At 69.7% G+C, this 14,848-nt stretch carries 13 protein-coding genes; 4 read left to right on the top strand and 9 right to left on the bottom strand.

The genetic code is table 11. From position 1 onward, the window contains the following. Positions 1 to 33: 33 nt before the first annotated feature. The 8 genes from ACEU5R_RS09220 to ACEU5R_RS09185 form a co-directional block, all read right to left on the bottom strand. Positions 34 to 468 carry a DUF1641 domain-containing protein gene (locus tag ACEU5R_RS09220; protein WP_103275222.1) on the bottom strand — a complete coding sequence of 145 codons (435 nt, stop codon included), beginning with the start codon at positions 466 to 468 and terminating at the stop codon, positions 34 to 36. Continuing rightward, on the bottom strand, positions 465 to 1,655 hold the full coding sequence (locus ACEU5R_RS09215; RefSeq protein WP_392409925.1) for an FAD/NAD(P)-binding oxidoreductase: 1,191 nt from the start codon (positions 1,653 to 1,655) through the stop codon (positions 465 to 467). The genes ACEU5R_RS09220 and ACEU5R_RS09215 overlap by 4 nt, the downstream gene beginning before the upstream one ends. A 154-nt stretch (positions 1,656 to 1,809) precedes the next feature. Continuing rightward, positions 1,810 to 2,781, bottom strand: coding sequence for a 2-hydroxyacid dehydrogenase (locus ACEU5R_RS09210; RefSeq protein ID WP_392409924.1), 972 nt, complete (start codon positions 2,779 to 2,781; stop codon positions 1,810 to 1,812). Next, entirely contained in the window at positions 2,778 to 4,457 is a 1,680-nt protein-coding gene (locus tag ACEU5R_RS09205) for an ABC transporter ATP-binding protein (protein WP_392409923.1), read from the bottom strand. Before ACEU5R_RS09205 ends, ACEU5R_RS09210 begins: the two co-directional genes overlap by 4 nt. After that, positions 4,454 to 5,299, bottom strand: coding sequence for an ABC transporter permease (locus tag ACEU5R_RS09200; RefSeq protein ID WP_103275218.1), 846 nt, complete (start codon positions 5,297 to 5,299; stop codon positions 4,454 to 4,456). Before ACEU5R_RS09200 ends, ACEU5R_RS09205 begins: the two co-directional genes overlap by 4 nt. Next, positions 5,296 to 6,270: an ABC transporter permease gene (locus ACEU5R_RS09195; protein ID WP_103275217.1), complete on the bottom strand. Its 975-nt coding sequence runs from the start codon at positions 6,268 to 6,270 to the stop codon at positions 5,296 to 5,298. Before ACEU5R_RS09195 ends, ACEU5R_RS09200 begins: the two co-directional genes overlap by 4 nt. Positions 6,271 to 6,302: 32 nt before the next feature. Next, the gene (locus ACEU5R_RS09190; RefSeq protein WP_392409922.1) at positions 6,303 to 7,868 is read right to left on the bottom strand and encodes an ABC transporter substrate-binding protein; all 1,566 of its coding nucleotides are present in this window, start codon (positions 7,866 to 7,868) and stop codon (positions 6,303 to 6,305) included. A gap of 55 nt (positions 7,869 to 7,923) precedes the next feature. Then, a complete protein-coding gene (locus tag ACEU5R_RS09185) occupies positions 7,924 to 8,736 on the bottom strand; it encodes a class II aldolase/adducin family protein (RefSeq protein WP_103275215.1) in 813 nt (270 codons plus the stop codon). Positions 8,737 to 8,922: 186 nt separating this feature from the next. On the opposite strand from ACEU5R_RS09185, the gene ACEU5R_RS09180 reads away from it, so the two are divergent. The 4 genes from ACEU5R_RS09180 to ACEU5R_RS09165 are packed head-to-tail and all read left to right on the top strand — an operon-like array spanning position 8,923 to position 13,057. Next, entirely contained in the window at positions 8,923 to 9,648 is a 726-nt protein-coding gene (locus ACEU5R_RS09180; RefSeq protein WP_392409921.1) for a GntR family transcriptional regulator, read from the top strand. Beyond that, positions 9,645 to 10,673, top strand: a complete 1,029-nt coding sequence (locus ACEU5R_RS09175; protein WP_392409920.1) for a histone deacetylase family protein — start codon at positions 9,645 to 9,647, stop codon at positions 10,671 to 10,673. The genes ACEU5R_RS09180 and ACEU5R_RS09175 overlap by 4 nt, the downstream gene beginning before the upstream one ends. A gap of 10 nt (positions 10,674 to 10,683) precedes the next feature. Continuing rightward, complete coding sequence (locus ACEU5R_RS09170; RefSeq protein WP_392409919.1) at positions 10,684 to 11,736, top strand: phosphotransferase; 1,053 nt, start codon at positions 10,684 to 10,686, stop codon at positions 11,734 to 11,736. Between the two features lie 10 nt (positions 11,737 to 11,746). Next, positions 11,747 to 13,057 carry an aspartate aminotransferase family protein gene (locus ACEU5R_RS09165; RefSeq protein WP_392409918.1) on the top strand — a complete coding sequence of 437 codons (1,311 nt, stop codon included), beginning with the start codon at positions 11,747 to 11,749 and terminating at the stop codon, positions 13,055 to 13,057. Between the two features lie 15 nt (positions 13,058 to 13,072). Here the strand turns inward: ACEU5R_RS09165 and ACEU5R_RS09160 are convergent, their stop codons facing one another. Next, entirely contained in the window at positions 13,073 to 14,728 is a 1,656-nt protein-coding gene (locus ACEU5R_RS09160; protein ID WP_392409917.1) for an S-layer protein, read from the bottom strand. Positions 14,729 to 14,848 lie beyond the last annotated feature (120 nt).

Raw genomic sequence — 14,848 nt, 5'->3', positions numbered from 1 at the left:
TTCTCGCGCGGGTTCTCGATGCGCCAGCGCGGCCTACGATGCGTCCGCGTAGTCCTGCCGCTGGGCCTTCATCTGCCGGCCCAGCGTCTGCAGCGCCCGCAGCGCCACGGCCATGCCGCGCCGCGTGTCCTCGTCACGCAGCAGGCCGATGAGGCCCGTCAGGCTGGGCGGCCGTTCTTCCCGCAGCGTGCGGGCGTGGGCGTCGCGCAATGTATTGGCGGCGATCCAGGCCGCGCTGGTGGCCTGCTCGGACAGCAGCGCCAGCTTTTCCACCATGGACTGGTCCAGCAGGTCCACCAGGTCCGAGGCCAGCGACAGCAGGTCGGCGATGTTGTCGAGCCGGCCGGCCTCGGCCAGCAGGCCCAGCCGGTCGGCCAGGGCGCGCGCGCCCGGCCCGCCGCCGAGGAAAGGGGCGGACGCGGGCGTGTCGGCGGGCAGCGCGGCGGTTCCTTCGTGTGGCGCGTTCATAGCATTCCCCTTGCGACGGCCCAGTACAGGCCGCGATTGAAGCCGTGGCGCAGCAGGCCGCCGAGCTTGGTGGGCGGCGTGGGCAGCACGTCGTGGGTGTAGTCGTACCAGAGCGGCATGCCGGCGTTCAGGCCCATCTGGGCCACCGCCTGCACCCGGCCGTCATAGGCGCTGCAGACCTGGCCCAGCCGGATCTCGCCGGCGATGTTGTTGGCGATGACCGGCGCCTGGTTGTGGCAGGAGCCGCCGGCCTTGCTGACCGGCAGGTCGACCGTGTCGCCGATCACGTAGACGTTCTCCAGCCCGTAGACCTTCAGGGTCTCGTGGTCGGTCGGCAGCCAGCCCTCGTTGTTCTCGGCCTGCGACACGCCCGACTCCTGCACTACGTCCACGGCGCGTATCGGCGGCGTGGCCATGAGGATGTCGAAGGGCTGTTCGCCGCCTTCCTCCGAGTACGCGATGCGCCGTTCCGGATCGACCCGCGACAGCGTGAAGCCACGCTGGAAGCGGATGCCCTTCTGTTCGAAGATGCCGGGCAGCACCTCGCAGGTCGGGCGCTGCAGGAACAGGCAGTTGCGCAGCAGCTGCGAGGTGGTCGGGTAGGTGTAGACGATTTCCACCTTGTCGCGCACGCCGCGACGCCGCAGGTAGTCGTCCAGCATCAGTGTGGTCTCGATGGGGGCGATGCCGCATTGGTGCGGAACGTTGGGCGTCTTGGGGAAGGTGACGCTGACGAAGACCCGCCCGCGTTCGATGCGCGACAGGCGGTCCGCCAGCTGGCGGGCGGCGGCGTACTGGTAGAAGTGGTCGCCGGCTTCTTTCAGCCCTTCGATGCGCTCAGGGGATGGCACACAGCCTGTCGCGATGACCAGATAGTCATAGCCATGGCGTTGCCCGCTCTGCGTGGACAGTTCCTGGCGGTCGAAATGAAAGCGCGTGACCTTGTCCACGCGGAATTCGATCTCGGGTCGCAGCAGGGAGCGTTCCGGCCGCTTCAGTTCTTCGCGGAAGAAGAGATTGAAGGCCACGTACATGAAGGCCGGCTTGTAGTAGTGATCCGGCGAATCCGAGAGCAGCGTGATGGAGACTTCGCCGCGCTGGATCTCGGGGTACAGCTTTCCGGCGAGCTGATTGGCCAGCATGGTGCCGCCTACGCCGCCGCCTACGACAACAATACGCTTGCTCATAAACCACCTCCAGGTAGAGAGAAGTTTCTGGGACCAAGTGCAATTGCGTCTGTTGGTGTAGCAAGCGAGGACGGCCGCGTCAACCGGTCCATGCGGCGCCAGGCGCGGCGCGGATGTCCGTTACGCGTCCGCGCCGCGCCTGGCGCTGACCGGCTCAGTATCCGAGGGCCGCGTCGGCGCAGGTGTCGGGACGACGTCCCGCCCGCAACGCCGCCAGGTTGTCCAGCGTCTGCCGCGCGATGGCGGCGGCCGGCGTGCGGGTGGCGATGTGGGGCGTGATCATCACCTTGGGATGGCGCCACAGCGGATGGTCCGGCGGCAGCGGCTCCTGCGGGGTGGCGTCCAGCGTGGCGTAGGAGAGCTGGCCGCTGTCCAGCGCCGCCAGCAGGGCGGCGGCGTCCAGGTGCTCGCCCCGGCCCGCGTTGACCACATGGGCGCCGCGCGGCAATCGGGCGAAGGTCGCGGCGCCCAGGAAGCCGCGCGTCTCGTCCGTCAGCGGCAGCAGGCAGACCAGCGTGTCGGCCTGGGCCAGCAGCGCCGGCAGGCCGTCGGCGCCGTGATAGCCCGTGATGCCCTCGGCCAGATCGGGCTTGGGCGTGCGGCTCCAGCCCGAGACGCGATAACCCAGCGCCGCCAGCGCGCGCGCGGCGGCCAGGCCCAGCCGGCCCAGCCCGGCGATTGCCACGCGGTGTTCCGATGGCGGCACGATGAGACTCTCGCGCCACACCCCCTGGGCATGGTTGCGCACGTAGTCGGGGAAATGGCGGTGATGGTTGATCACCGCCCAGGCGACGTAGCTGCTCATGCCCGCCGCCATGCCCGCCTCGGCCACGCGGCAGACCGGCACGTGGCGCGGCACGGCGGGGTCGGCGTAGATGTGGTCCACGCCGGCGCCGATGGACTGGATCAGGCGCAGGTTGGGCAGCGCGCCCAGCAGACCGGCGGGCGGCAGCCAGCATACCGCGGCGTCGATATCGGCCGGATCGCCCAGGTCGTCGGCGGTGCGCCAGGCGATGTCGGGCCGCAGCGCCTGGAACGCCGGCACCAGGTAGCGCATGTCCAGCACCCGGCTCAGCAGCGCGATACAGGGCGGCCGATCGGTGGCGTGCAGGGGCAGGGCGCTCATGCCGCGACCTCCGCCAGCCGCGCGTGGCCGCTGATGCGCGCGCGTCCGGAAACGATGCTGGCGAAGTCGGGCACGGCCCGCACCAGTTCACGCGTGTAGTCCTGGCCGGGCGCGCCGATGATCTGCGCGGCGGGCCCGCATTCGATGATGCGGCCCTGCTGCATGACGGCGATGCGGTCGCACATCTGCGCCGCCACGCGCAGGTCGTGGGTGACGAATAGCATGCTCAGCTGGAACCGCCGGCGCACGCTGGCGAACAGCTCCAGCACCTGGGCCTGCACGGATACGTCCAGCGCCGACACCGGCTCGTCCGCCACGATCAGCTCGGGCTCGCTGGCCAGCGCGCGGGCGATGCCGATGCGCTGGCGCTGGCCGCCGGAGAACTCATGCGGATAGCGTCCGGCGGCATCGGGATTCAGGCCGACCAGCTGCAATAGTTCCGCCGCCCGGGCGCGGGTGCGCTCCGGCGCCATGCCTTGCGCCAGCGGGCCGGCCATGATCGAGCGGCCCACGGTATGGCGCGGGTTGAGCGAGGCCTGCGGGTCCTGGAACACCATTTGCACACGTCCCGGCGCGGGGCGCGCATTGCCCGCCTGGCCGTTGAAGAGGATCTGGCCGCCGTCCGGCGCCAGCAGGCCGGCGATGCAGCGGCCCAGCGTGGACTTGCCCGAACCGGACTCGCCCACCAGGCCCAGCACCTCGCCGCGCTGGAGCGTGAAGCTGATGCCGCGCATGGCGGCGGTTTCGCGGCCGCGCCGGAACAGGCCGCCGCCGGACACATAGGTCTTGTGCAGGTCGCGCACGTCCATCAATACCGGCTGGCGAGCGGCCTCGCGCGCCGTGTCGGGCATGCCGTGCGGGATGGCGGCGATCAGCTTGCGGGTGTAGTCGTGACGGGGATGGCCCAGCACCTCGGCGGCCGCGCCGGCCTCGACGATCTCGCCCAGCTGCATCACGGCCACGTGGTCGGCGATCTGCGAGACCACGCCGAAGTCATGGGTGATGAACAGCACGGCGGTGCCGCGCTTGGCCTGCAGATCGCGGATCAGCTCCAGGATCTGCGCCTGGGTGGTGACGTCCAGCGCGGTGGTGGGCTCGTCGGCGATCAGCAGCGCCGGCTCCAGCATCAGCGCGCAGGCGATCATGACGCGCTGGCGCTGGCCGCCGGACAGGCGTCCGGGATAGCTGGCGGCGATGCCCTCGGGATCCGGCAGCCGCACGTCGCGCAGCGCGCCCAGGATGCGGGCGCGCTTGTCGGCGGGCGACAGGCGCAGGTGCGCGTCCAGCGCCTCTTCGAGCTGGTCGCCGATGCGCATCACCGGATTGAGCGCCGACATCGGATCCTGGAAGATCATGCCGATGCGGTTGCCGCGCAGCGCGCGCCATTGCGGCTCGGCCAGGGCCAGCAGGTCGTGGCCCTGGAACACGATGGCGCCGGCCACCGGCGCCACCATGGGCTGCGGCAGCAGGCCCATGACGGCGTTGGCGATCATGGACTTGCCGGAGCCGCTTTCACCCACGATGCACAGCGTTTCGCCGCGACCGATGCGCAGGCTGGCGTCCTTGACCGCGAGCGGGCGGTCGGCGCCGGCCGGCAGGCGGATCGACAGGCCGCGGATGTCGAGCAGGGCGTCCCCGGATGGCGGGGCGGCGGCATGGGAGGTGACGAGGTTCATGCGCGGCTCCTGGGATCCATGCGGGTGTTCAGCCCGTCGCTCAGGCCTTCGCCGATCAGGTTCAGCGCCAGCACCGTCAGCAGGATGGCCACGCCGGGGAACAGGCTGATCCACCAGGCCTGGCGCAGCGCGGTGCGGGCCGCGCCGATCATGTAGCCCCAGCTCATCACGTTGGGATCGCCCAGGCCCATGAAGCTCAGGCTCGATTCCAGCAGGATGGCCGTGGCCACCATCAGCGAGCCCATCACCACGATGGGCGCGGCCGCGTTGGGCAGGATCTGGGTGACGATGATGCGCAGGTTCGATTCGCCCGCCAGGTGCGCGGCATGGACGAAGTCGCGGTGGCGCAGCGTCAGGAATTCGCTGCGCACCAGCCGCGCCACCGGCGGCCACGAGACCAGCGCGATGGCCGTGACGATGGACGCCACCGAGGGCTGGAAGATCGCCACCAGCACGATGGCCAGCGCGAAGCTGGGAATGGCCTGGAACAGCTCGGTGAAGCGCATCAGGCTGTTGTCGATCCAGCCGCCGTAGTAGCCGGCCAGCGCGCCGACCGACACGCCGATCAGCAGGCCCGCCAGCGTTGAGACCAGCCCGATCAGCAGAGAGATGCGGGCGCCGTAGGCCAGCCCCGAGCCGATGTCGCGGCCCATGGTGTCGGTGCCGAAGGGCAGGCCGGCCAGGTCCAGCGGCGGCAGGAAGGGGCGCTGCACCATGGCCCAGGGATCGTGCGGCGCGACCAGCGGCGCGGACAGCGCCAGCAGCAGCACCACGGCCATCACGGCCAGCCCGGCCAGGGCGCCCTTGTTGCGGCGGAAACGCCGCCAGAATCCGTTGTTCATTGCAGTTCTATCCTCGGATCGGCCAGCGTGTAGAGCAGGTCGGTGATGATGTTGAACGCCACGGCCAGCGCCGCCGTGATCAGGAACGTGCCCAGCAGCAGGTTGTAGTCGCGCTGCACCAGGGCGTCGAACATCAGCCGGCCGATGCCGGGCCAGGCGAACACGGTCTCGATCAGCACCGTGCCGCCCACCATGGAGCCGGCCTGGATGCCGGCCAGCGTGATGACCGGCAGCAGTGCGTTGCGCAGGATGTGGCGGCGCTGGATGCGGCGCGGCGACAGGCCCTTGGCGCGGGCGGTCTTGATGAAATCCATCTGCGCCACTTCCAGCATGGCGGTGCGCGTCATGCGGGCATACACCGCCATGTAGAAGAGCGCCAGCGTGGCCGCCGGCAGCACCAGGTGACGGGCGATGTCGGCCGCGCGAGCCAGTCCCGCGTGGCCCGCGCCCACCGTTTCGAAGCCGAAGCCCGGCAGCCATTCCAGCTTGACCGAGAACAGCAGCACTCCCATAAGCGCCAGCCAGAATAGCGGCGTGGCGTAGAACAGCATCGACAGCGTGCTGACCAGGCTGTCGAGCCAGGTGCCGGCGCGGGCGCTGCTCCAGGCGCCCAACGCCACGCCCAGGGTCAGCGACACGACGAAGGCCGTCAGGGTCAGCAGCAGCGTCGCGGGCAGCCGTTCGCCGATCAGGCTCATGACGGGCCGTTGCTGGCGGTAGGAATCACCCAGGTCCAGCCGGGCGGCGTGTCCCAGGTAGGTCGCCAGCTGCTGGGGCAGCGGCTTGTCCAGTCCGAAGCGCTCGCGCAGCTGCGCGACGAAGGCTTCGTCCGCCGCGCCGGCCTCGCCCGCCATGACGGCGGCCGGGTCGCCGGGCGCGGCGCGGATCAGCAGGAAATTGATGACCGCGATCAGGGCCAGCACCAGCAGGCCCTGCGCGACGCGGCGCATCAGGTAAGCGAGTTTCTTCATGGCATTCCCCCTGTTGCCGGGCTGCGCGCCGTTCAGGCCAGCGTGGCGCGCGCCAGGCTATCGTTCAAACCGATGCCGGAATTGATCAGGTTCTTGATGTTGTTGCGGTAGAGCGTGGGGAATTGCAGTTCCAGCAGCCAGGCCACCGGCGCCTCGTCGACCAGGATGCGCTGCACCTCTTCGTACAGCGCGCGGCGCTTCTGCGGATCGGCTTCCTGCGCGCCGCGTTCGAACAGCTCGTCGACCTTGGGGTTGCTGTAACCCTCGACGTTGTTCCAGGGCGAGCCCTTGGCGATGGTGGACGTGAGGTAGTTGCGGCTCACGCCCAGCGCGGCGTCGCCGTATTGGTACAGGTAGCAGAAGGCGATGTCGTAGTCCCAGTTGGCGGTCTTCTCGCTCCAGCCGGCCACGTCGGTGGCGGTCATCTCCAGCTTGATGCCAACCTCGGCCAGGTTCTGGCGCGCGATCTCGGCGTAGCGCTGCCAGGTCTCGCCGTAGGGCAGCGGCAGCAGGCGCAGCGTCTGACCCTTGTAGCCGGCTTCCTTGAGCAGTTGTTTGGCGCGCGCCACGTCGCGCGGATAGCGCGTGACCTGGTCGGTGTAATAGCGCACGCTGCTGTTGAACGGCCCGGTGGCGACCTTGCCGAAGCCATACCAGGCCACGTTGCGCATGGCCTCGCGGTCCAGCGCGTACATAATGGCGCGGCGCACGCGCACGTCGGCGAGCACCGGATGGCGGTTGTTGAGCCACATGAAGGAATGCGGGCCGAAGAATTCCCAGCCCTTGGTGGTGGTCTCGACATTGGGCAGCGCCTTCAGGCGCGCGATGTCGAAGTATTCGACGGTGCCGCCGGGCAGCACGTCCAGCTTGCCGGATTCGAAGGCGGCCGCGCGCGAGGCGGCGTCGGGGATCACGTGGAAGTACAGCGTGTCGACGCTGGGCAGGCCGGCCTCGTGGTACTGCTCGTTGCGCACCAGCTGGATGTACGAACCGCGCCGCCATTCCTTGAACTTGTACGGGCCGGTGCCGATGGGCGTGTTGTTGGCCGGGTTGTTCAGGTAGTCGGTGCCTTCGTAGATATGGCGCGGCACCATCGGCATGGTGCCGACCTCGAACAGCCCCAGGAACGGGCCGAACGGCCGGGGCAGGCGGAATTCGACCGTGTGCTCGTCCAGCGCCTTGATGCTGTCCACGAAGGCCAGCCCGGCGCGCAGGCGCGCGTGGGTCTTGCGCAGGAACTGGTCGACGCTGAACACCACGTCGTGCGCGTTGAAGGGCTTGCCGTCGTGCCACTGCACACCCTGCTTGAGCGTGAAGGTGTAGACGGTGGCCGCGTCGTTCACCGTCCAGGACGCGGCCAGGCCGGGCATGGGCTCAAGCTTGTCGTCGTAGCGCAGCAGGCTTTCGTAGATCTGGCCGCCGATCATCTGCGTGGGGCCGTTCTGCACGATGCCCAGCATCAGGCCCGGCGGCTCGGGTTGCACGGCGATGTTGAGCACGCCGTTGCGCGCGGCCGCGGCCCAGGCGGGCAGGGCGGTCGCGCCGCTCAGCCAGCCGGCCGTGACGGCGCTCGAGATCAGAAAGTCGCGTCGGTTCATGAGGTTCTCCTGGTGACGGGGCCGGGGCGGCGGGAAAGAAAGCGACGCGCGCCGTTCAGGCGCGCAGCGCGGAGCCATCGAGGGCATCCGCGAGCCGGGGGGCGGGCGGCGGAGGTTCCACCAGCTTGAGCAGCGCGCGCCATTCGCGTTCGCTGGGGTCGGGCGAGCCGGGCAGGCGGTTGGTGTCGCCGCTGGCGTACTGGCGCGCGGTCTTCTCGCTGACCTGCGCGCTGACCGGGTAGGTCGCCTGGCCGGTGGACTGGATCGCCAGCTGCACGCGGCAGGCGCGGTCCAGATTGAGCATCAGGATGAAGGCCTCGGCCACGGTGGCGCCGACGGTCAGCAGGCCGTGGTTGCGCAGGATCATGGCGTTCTGTTGGCCCAGGTCGGCCACCAGCCGCTCGCGTTCGTCCAGGTCCAGCGCGATGCCTTCGTAGTCGTGATAGGCGACGCGGTTGTAGAACTGCAGCGCCCATTGGTTCACCGGTTGCAGGCCGCAGGCCAGCGAGGACACGGCCACGCCGGCGACGGTGTGGGTGTGCAGCACGCAACCCGCGTCGGGGCGTCCCATGTGCACGGCGCTGTGGATGGTGAAGCCCGCCGGATTGACGTCATGGGGCGTGGGCGCGACCGGATGGCCGTCCATGCCGACCTTGACCAGCGATTCGGGCGTGATGTCGCGGAACAGGTGGCCGTAGGGATTGATCAGGAAGGCACCTTCCTCGCCGGGCACGCGCGCCGAGATGTGGGTGTAGATGCTGTCGTCCATGCCGAAATGGGCGACCAGCCGGTAGCAGGCCGCCAGGTCGCGGCGGGTCTGTTGTTCGGCCGCGCTGCTTGGCTGCGCGGATTCCTGGGAGAGGGCCATCGATGCGTCCTGGTTGGGTGGCTGCGGCGCGGGGCCGGGTGCTGGGCATTATGCGTCGATCGTCAACTGTCGACAGTTAGCAGTAGTACTGATATGCTTGAAAAAAACGGGGTGCTATATAGCTGTCGCGCCGGGTTTTCTTGTGCAGGAAAGCCGGCGCATTTCCGCCCCAGACAGAGACTTTCCATGCCCGATACCCAGGCCGCCCTCAACGCTTTCGAATCCGTCAATGTTCCCGACCTGGTCGGCGTCGTCGAAGAACGGCTGACCCAGGCCATCGTGCAGGGGCGCCTGCCGCCGGGCAGCCGCGTGGTCGAGGCCGAGATCGCCCGCCAGATGGCGATCAGCCGGGCGCCGGTGCGCGAAGCCTCGCGCCGCCTGGAACGCCAGGGCATCCTGGTGTCCAGGCCGCGTCGCGGATTCTTCGTGCGCGAGATGTCGGTGCGCGAGATCGACGACCTGTTCCAGGTGCGCCTGAGCCTGGAGATGACCGCCGTGGCGGCCGCCTGCGAGCATGCCGACGCCGCCGGCCTGGCGCGTCTGCGCGGCTTGCTGGAGCTGATGATCGCCGAGGCCGCCGACGCGCCGCAGCATCGCCGCATCGAGCTGGACCTGAGCTTCCATACCCTGATCTGCGAGCTGTCGGGCAACGCCTACCTGCTGCGCCTGTTCTCCAGCACGCAGACCGAGATGCGCATGATCATCTCGCTGATCGACAACGTCTACCAGGATCCGGAAATGGTCGCGGCCACGCATCAGCCCATCCTGGACGCGCTGGCGCGCCGCGATGTACAGGCCGCGCAGGCCTGCATGAAGGTACATCTGGACGATGCCTGGGAGCACGTCCGCAACCTGTTCGTCTCGCAGCATGGCGCGGCGGGCGAAAAACCAAGGGGCAGCAGGAAAACATGAAAGTCGTCTACAGCGATAAGCACCAGCTTCATGATCCGCAGTTCTTCATCGTGCGCGGCAAGGTCCGGCGCAGCAACGAGCAGCCCGAGCGCGGCGCGCGCCTGCTGGCGGCGGTGCAGCGCGACGGGCACCGGATCGTCGCGCCGGCCGATCACGGCGCCGCGCCGCGCGCCGCGGTGCACACGCCGCAATACCTGCGTTTCCTGGAAACCGCCTACGCGCGCTGGCGCGAATTGCCCGACGCATCCGAGGAAGTGGTGGCCAATGTGCACCCGTTTCCCGGCCAGCCCTGCACCTATCCCGAACACATCGTCGGCCTGGCCGGCTATCACATGGGCGATACCGCGTGTCCGATCGGCGCGGGCACCTGGGAAGCGGCGGCCTGGTCGGCGCATTGCGCCACCCACGCGGCCCAGCTGGTGCTGGACGGCGAGCGCGCGGCCTACGCGTTGTGCCGTCCGCCGGGCCACCACGCCTATGTCGACCGCGCCAACGGCTTCTGCTACCTGAACAACGCCGCCATCGCGGCCCAGCATCTGCGCGCCGCGCACGCGCGGGTCGCCATCCTGGACCTGGACGTGCATCACGGCAATGGCACCCAGGGCATCTTCTACCGCCGCGCCGACGTGCTGACCGTGTCGATGCACGCCGACGCGCACAACACCACGCCGTTCTTCGTCGGCCACGCGCACGAGACCGGCGAGGGCGACGGGCTGGGCTACAACATCAACCGCCCGCTGCCGGTGGGCACTGGCGACGCCGGCTACCTGGAGGCGCTGCGCCGCGTGTTCCTGGACATCCGCGCCTACGCGCCCGGCGCGCTGGTGGTGGCGCTGGGCCTGGACGCCCACGAGCGCGATCCGTACAAGGGGCTGGCCGTCACCACCGGGGGCTTCGGCCTGATCCTGGCCGAGGTCGCGCGGCTGGGCCTGCCCACGGTGCTGGTGCAGGAAGGCGGCTACCTGTCCGACGACCTGGGGCCCAACCTGGCCAGCGCGCTGCGCGGCTTCGACTCCGCCGCCTGAGGAGGCCGCCATGAAGGATCAGGACGACGCCCAGGACGTGCTGGCCGTGGCCTCGCCGGACATCGGCGAGGACGAGGCCGCGCAGGCCGCGTGGCGCCATTTCGGCATAGCTGCCGAGGCGCGCCGCCTCGCCGGCGAGCGCGACCGCAATTTTCGGCTGCGTGCGCGCGACGGCCATGAATACGTGTTGAAGTTCTCGCACCCGGCCGAGGATCCGCGCGTGGCCGATTTCCAGGCCCGCGCGCTGCTGCACGTGGAACGCGCGGACCCGGCGCTGCCGGTGCAGCGCGTGGCGCTGGCCGTCGACGGCCAGCCCTGCGCCTGGCATCGCGCGCCGGACGCGCCGCCGCGCGTGCTGCGGCTGTTCAGCTACCTGCCGGGCCTGCCGCTGCCGGACGCTGCGCGTTCGGCGGAACAGCGCGACAACCTGGCGCGGACCCTGGCGCGGCTGGGGCTGGCGCTGCGCGGCTTCGAACACGAGGCCGGCGCGCTGGCGCTGCCCTGGGACATCCAGCGCGCCGACGAGGTCGCGCCGCTGCTGGCGCACGTGGCCGACCCGGCGCGTCGGGCGCTGGCCGAGCGCGCCATGGCGCGCTTCACCGAGCATGCCCGGCCGGCGCTGCCCGGCTTGCGGGCGCAGGCCATCCACAATGACCTGAATCTGTACAACGTGCTGGTCGATCCTCGGGATCACGACGTCATCGCCGGCATCCTGGATTTCGGCGACATGGTGCGCGCTCCGCTGGTCAACGACCTGGCCGTGGCGGCTTCTTACCAACTGGAGCCGGGCGCCGATCCGCTGGCGCCAGCCATTCGCTTCGCCGCCGCCTATCACGCGGTCAGCCCGCTCCAGGAAGCCGAGCTGGACGTGCTATTCGATCTGATGATGGCGCGGCTGGCGATGGTGGTGGCCATTGGCGGCTGGCGCGCGGCGCGCTATCCGGACAATGCCGACTACATCCTGCGCAACAACGCGCTGTCCTGGGCCCGCCTGCAGGCCTGCGACGGCATCGCCCGCGACGCCGCGCGGCAGCGGTTGCGCGCGGCCTGCGGTTTTCAATAGGATCACAGCCATGACCATGACCCATTCCGGCGACGGCGCGGCGCAGGCCGCGGCAAATACCGAGGCGCTGATCGCGCGGCGGCGGCAACTGCTGGGCCCGGCCTATCGCCTGTTCTACGACCAGCCGCTGCACTTGGTGCGCGGCGAGGGCGTGTGGCTGTACGACGCCCAGGGCAAGCCCTATCTGGACGCCTATAACAACGTGGTGCCGCTGGGCCACTGCCATCCCGCCGTGGTCGAGGCGATCGCGCGGCAGGCCTCGACCCTGAACACGCACACGCGCTACGTGCACGAAACGGTGCTCGACTACGCCGAGGCGCTGCTGGCGACCTACGCGCCGGGGCCGGGCCATGTGATGTTCACCTGCACCGGCAGCGAGGCCAATGACCTGGCGCTGCGCATCGCGCAGGCGCACACCGGCGCCGCCGGCCTGATCGTCACGCGCCACGCCTATCACGGCGTGACGCTGTCGATCGCGCAGGCCTCGCCGTCGCTGGGCCGCTATGTGACGCTGGGGCCGGCCGTGCGTACCGTGGCCGCGCCGGACAGCTACCGCCAGGCGCCCGGTGAAACCGGCCCGGCCCTGGCGCGCGCGGTGCGCGAGGCGATCGCGGACCTGGCTCGCCACGGACTGCGTCCGGCGGCGCTGATGGTGGACACCATCTTCTCCAGCGACGGCGTGCAGGCCGGACCGGCGGGCTTTCTGCGCGAAGCCGTGGACGCGATCCACGAAGCCGGCGGCCTGTTCATCGCCGACGAGGTGCAGGCCGGCATGGGGCGCACCGGCGAGACGCTGTGGGGCTATATGCGGCATGGCGTGGCGCCGGACCTGATCACCATGGGCAAGCCGCTGGGCAATGGCCATCCCGTGGCCGGCGTGGCGGCCAGGCCGCAAGTGCTGGAGGCTTTCGGCCGCAACAGCCGCTACTTCAACACCTTTGGCGGCAATCCGGTATCGGCGGCGGCCGGCCTGGCCGTGTTGCGCACGGTGCAGCAGGAAGGGCTGATGCAGAACGCGGGGCGCGTCGGCGCCTATCTGCGCGAGCGCCTGCAAGGATTGGCCGCGCGTCATGATCTCATCGGCGATGTGCGCGGCGCGGGCCTGTTCATCGGCGTGGAACTGGTGCGCGACCGCGCCACGCGCGAGCCGGCCACCGAGCAGGCGGCGCGCGTGGTCAACGGCTTGCGCGACCGGCAGGTGCTGATCAGCAGCGCCGGCGAGCATGCCAACACCTTGAAGATCCGTCCGCCGCTGCCGTTTTCCACGGCCGACGCGGACCGCCTGGTGGCGGCGCTGGACGAGACGCTGGCCGCGCTGTAGCGCGGCCGGCAGCGTCTACGGCTTGACCGTCACGAACACCGGGTTCGAGTAGAACCACAGGTCGTTGTAATTGCGCGCGTTGATGGCGTTGAAGCGCGCCGCGTTGTCGGTCAGGTCGATCTTGGCGTCCGGCAGCGGCTCGCCATTGGCGGTTTCGCCGGCCACGTCCGGCGCCAGGTTGGTGCCGCGCAGGCGCAGGTACTGGCTCTTGTCGGCGCTGAGCTTGACCTTGATGACGTTGTAGCCTTCCTTGTCCACGGTCCAGTCGGCGCGCGTGTAGCGACCCAGCACGCGGGTGCTGGGATTGGTGGCCTGGTCATACGCCGGCGTGCCGGGCGCGGCGCGGGGACCGACGTCGCCCACGATAAGGTCCACGTGATGCACGGTGGGCTTGACGTAGGTGGGGTTGCCGCTTTCGATCGGGTACTCGTAGTGGTTGCTGTCGGGGCTGCGGAAGCGGATGGTCACTTCCACCTGCTCGCCCTTGGCCGCGATCAGCTCTGCGCCCATGTGCGCCGTGCCCGAGGCGCCTTGCGCCTGGAATTCCAGCGCGTCGATCAGGTCGCCGAACACGCCGTACATGCGGCCGCTCTTCAGGCCCGCGACCACCGCCGCCATGTCCTTGCCGTCCTTCCAGACGTAGGTGCGGGCGTACTCGCCGGGGGCGTAGCCGCTGCTGTACTGGCCGGTGGCGTTGACGCGGAAGTGGAAATCCGAATCGGCCACGGTCCAGATGCGGCGTCCCTCGCCGAGCAGCGCGTCCCAGGTGCCGCCCAGCTGCGCGACCAGATAGTCGACGCCGCCGTAGGTGCGGTTGGGCAGCTTGGCGGGCGTGTAGGCCTCGGCGTAGCCGCCGCGATCCGGTTCCATCTGGTTGCCCACCATGCCTTCGATGGCGAAGAAGATGGACGGCGCCAGGTCGTGCATTTCGCGCAGCTGGCCGATGGTGTATTTGCCGGCGTAGCGCGACGGGTGGTTCAGCAGCATGTAGCTGTCGGGGTGCTTGTCGCGCAGCCATTTCAGCGCGGCCAGCGAGTCGGCGTGCGTGCTGTAGGCGCGCGGCTGGCCGGCCAGGTCCGCCACCAGCTGCGGATCGAACAGGTTGGCGGCCTTGTTGGTGTACAGGTATTCGAACTCGGCCACCGCCCGCAGCGACTTGGCCGACATCGGCTCGTTCACGCCGATGCCGATGTTGACGTGGTCATGCGTGGGCATGTCCCACTCGAACGACGAGAAGATGATCTTGCCGGCGTAGGGGCCCGCCGCCTGCGCCTGTTGGATGAACGGCGCTTCGTAGCGCGCCATGCCGGTCGAGAACGGGACCGGGCCGCCGGGAATGTCCAGGCCGGTATGGTCGCGCTTGGACATGCGCAGGTGATTCGACAGCGCGGCCCAGTCCAGCTTGTAGCGGTTGAAGGCCTGGTCCAGCACGGTTTCCAGCGTGGTCTGGGCATCGTCGGACTGGATGGTGTGCACGTGCAGGTCGCCGGCGCTCCACGCGCCCGTGATCACGGGGGGCTTGGGGGGCTCGGGGGTGGGCTCGGTCACGACCGGCGGCTTGGCGGGCGCGTCGTCATCGTCGTCGCTGCCGCCACAGGCGCTCAACAGGGTTACGCAAGCCAGCGACAAGGGCATCAGGGCCCGCCGCAGGCGGGTTACTTCGAACTGCATTCATAGCTCCAGCGTCAGGGCGGCCCGCAACTCGCGGCGCCGCGCAGGGCGGGACTATGCCGGCTGCCGGTGACGTGGGAATGACAGCCTGGCGCCGGCGCGCGCCGCTAGCGGGGACGT

Origin of the sequence: Achromobacter sp. 413638 (assembly GCF_043119405.1) — a bacterium.
GTDB lineage: Bacteria > Pseudomonadota > Gammaproteobacteria > Burkholderiales > Burkholderiaceae_B > Achromobacter.
This window is presented reverse-complemented; position numbering and strand designations above follow the sequence as displayed.